The 3,710-nt window shown below is 64.2% G+C and carries 1 protein-coding gene; it reads left to right on the plus strand.

Annotated elements, in window-relative coordinates:
• Positions 1-3,710: Ig-like domain-containing protein (locus NR201_RS22405; protein WP_256850185.1), on the plus strand; the 3,710-nt coding region annotated here is incomplete at both ends.

The raw sequence follows: 3,710 nt of genomic DNA on the forward strand, positions 1-3,710 counted from the left end.
AGCAGCAGCGTGGAGCTGAGCATTGACCAGGCGAACGACGATGCGGGAAGCATCACCGGCGCGGTACTGAACGGCGGGCTGACCGACGACAGCACGCCGGAGCTGCAGGGCACGGCGGCGGCGGGCGCGGTGGTGACCATCAGCGACCAATCGGGCGCGGTGCTGGGCAGCAGCACGGCAAACAGCAGCGGCGTATGGACGTTCGCGGTGGCGGAGCTGGCAGACGGTGAGCACGTCTTTACGGCATCGGTAACCAATGCGGCGGGCAACAGCAGCGAGGCGAAATTTACCCTGACCGTTGACACCATCGCACCTGTCCTGCCGACCATCACCGGGATGATTGACGATGTAGGCACTGTACAGGGCACGTCTACGACCAGTGGTGGCGTAACGGACGATCCGGCACCGACCTTTACCGGCAAGGCAGAAAAAGGTTCGCTGGTTACGCTGTATGACGGCGACAGCGTGCTGGGCAGCGTTCGGGCGGATGCGCAGGGCAACTGGAGCTATACGCCGACCACCAATATGGTAGACGGCGATCATAGTATCAAAGCCGTTAGCACGGACGCGGCAGGAAACATCTCCGCGCCTGGCGCAGAATGGCCGTTTAAGCTGGATACCAGCACGGCGGCTCCGGAAATCACGAACAACACCGAAGACGAGCTGGCCGGTAACGCCGAGCCGGGTGCGGTGATCGTGATCACCGATCCGGTCAGCGACAGCGTGACCAGCACGGTGGCGGACGCGGACGGCCACTGGAGCATCCAGCCGAATCCGGCGGGCGTGGACGCCAAAGACGTCGTGGTGGAAGCCACCGACGAGGCGGGCAACAGCAACAGCGTTGTGATCGACGGCCCGACAGACAGCACGCCGCCGGATAACCAGACCTCGGGCCTGGTCATCGACAGCATCACCCTGACCGACGACGTCGGTGCGATTACCGGCGAGATCCTGGATGGCAGCGTCACCGACGACGCACGGCCGACCCTTTCCGGCGACGCAACCGCCGACATCGATCACGTCAACATCTATGACAACGGCCAGCTTATCGGCAGCGCAGCTGTCGGCGTGGACGGCAAGTGGAGCTGGACGCCGGAGCAGGATATGGCGGACGGCGCCTCTCACGACCTGACGGTTGCGGCGGTGGACGCGGCGGGTAACGAAGGCCCGCAGGTGAGCGGCACTGATGACGATGGCTGGAGCTTTACCGTCGACACCACTGCGCCGGATACCGACGCCTTTACAGACAGCAGCATCACGCTGACCGATGACGTCGGTCCGGTACGGGGCGAGATCGCCGACGGTGCAACGACTGATGATGCACGCCCGACCTACAGCGGTAGCGTGAGCACGGCAGGAATAGCGCAGGGTGTGGTCAGCGTCAATATCTACGACAGTGGCAAGCTGATCGGCAGCGCAGCGGTGGAGGCGGACGGCAAGTGGAGCTGGACGCCGGACAGCGCGATGAGCAGCGGGGCACACGCCCTGACGGTCGCGGCGGTGGACGCGGCGGGCAATGAAGGCCCGCAGGTAAGCGGCACGGCGGATGCGGCGTGGGACTTCAGCGTCCTGACCAGCGCCCCGGCGCAGCCGGCGATTGAAAACGTGGTGGACGACTACAGCCAGGGCGAAGACGCGGACAGCGGCTTCCTGCAGAAGGGCCAGTTCACCAACGACGGCACGCTGACGCTGAACGGCACCGCGGGCGCGGGGCTGACGGTCATCGTGTGGGCCACGGATGCGGACGGCAACCGGGTAAACGCGGGGTCGGGCGTGGCGGATGACAACGGCCGCTGGAGCATTACCACGGCGGCGCTGGGCGAGGACGGGCGCTATGACCTGACGGCGACGGCGGTGAACGCGGCGGGGGTTTCCTCGGCGGAGACCGGCGCGTTTAACGTGGTGCTGGACACCGTGGCACCGGAGGCGGCCGTGGCGGCGCTGATGGACGCCCAGGGTGAGGTGCAGGGCGAAGTTGCCAGCGGCGGGGTAACCGACGACCGCGCGCCGGTGCTGAAGGGCACGGCGGAAGCGGGCGCGACGGTGACGGTATATCTGGACAACAGCAGCACGCCGGCAGGCAGCACGGTGGCGGACGCGGACGGCAACTGGACACTGGCGCTGGGCACGCTGACGGACGGGGAGCACAGCTGGCAGGTGAAGGTGACGGACGCGGCGGGGAACGAAACCCGCGGCGAGCGCGCGACCTTCAGGCTGGACAGCAGCAGCGTGGAGCTGAGCATTGACCAGGCGAACGACGATGCGGGAAGCATCACCGGCGCGGTACTGAACGGCGGCCTGACCGACGACAGCACGCCGGAGCTGCAGGGCACGGCGGCGGCGGGCGCGGTGGTGACCATCAGCGACAAATCGGGCGCGGTGCTGGGCAGCAGCACGGCAAACAGCAGCGGCGTATGGACGTTCGCGGTGGCGGAGCTGGCAGACGGTGAGCACGTCTTTACGGCATCGGTAACCAATGCGGCGGGCAACAGCAGCGAGGCGAAATTTACCCTGAATGTGGATACCACACCGCCAGAACCAGTGATCATCCAGTCATTACAGGATGACGTCGGTACATTGCAGTTCACCTCACCAGTGGCAGGTAATGTCATTGACGATCCGGCGCCGACCTTTACCGGCAAGGCGGAAAAAGGCTCGCTGGTTACGCTTTATGACAATGGCATCCTGCTTGCGACAGTGACGGCAGATGCACTGGGTGAGTGGAGCTATACGCCGACCACTAACCTGCTGGAAGGGACACACGGTATTACGGCGACGGCAACGGATGCTGCAGGTAACGTCAGTGAAATCAGCAGTAGCTGGGATTTTATTATCGATATCACAGCGCCTAACGTTGGGATTTCAGGAAACTCAGAGGAGTCACTGAGCGGTGTTACTGAGCCTGGCGTTGTGGTTGTCATTGTCGATAAGAACGGCACGGAATATAGCGTAGTAGCCGATCAGCAGGGTAAGTGGGTGATAGCACCTAACCCAATCTCAGCTGGCGAGTCAGGAGAGATCTACGCTATCGATCCAGCAGGGAACAAGGGCGATACAGTGGCCTTCCAGGGATCTGCACTGGCTACGTATAGCTTGCTGAATGAAAGTATGCAGGTGAACACTACCACCACTGGAGACCAGCTTAACCCGTCGACGACCCGGCTGGCGGACGGCCGCATCGTGGTGACGTGGCAGGGCGCAGGTGTCTCCGGCACCGAGGTTTACATGCAGCTCTTTGAGGCCGACGGTATACGTAAAATCGGCACCGAGCAGCAGGTGAACCAGCGCACGGCCAACAATCAGGACAGCCCGCAGGTGATCGCGCTGACCGACGGCGGCTTTCTGATTGTCTACGAGTCCAACGTTAACGGACTGGACAACAGCGGGGACGGCGTGATGGCGCGCCGCTACGGCGCCGACGGCCAGGCGGTGACCGACGAGTTCCAGGTGAACACCACCTACAGCGGTGCACAGAACCGTCCGGGTGCGATGGCAACCGCCGACGGCGGCTACATCATCAGCTGGGAAGACCAGGGCACAGGCATCGTGCAGCGCAGCTACGGGGCGGATAACCAGCCGGTGACGGGCGAAGTGACGGTGGCAACCGGCAAGGGCATGGGCAGCTCCGGCGGGCCGGAAATGGCGGCCTTTACCGATGCGGCGCACGGCGGCATGTACGTGACCGTGTGGAACGCCACCAGCGGTCCGGG

The sequence above is a fragment of the Pantoea sp. Fr-CA_6 genome, from assembly GCF_024520895.1.
Lineage (GTDB): Bacteria > Pseudomonadota > Gammaproteobacteria > Enterobacterales > Enterobacteriaceae > Pantoea > Pantoea agglomerans.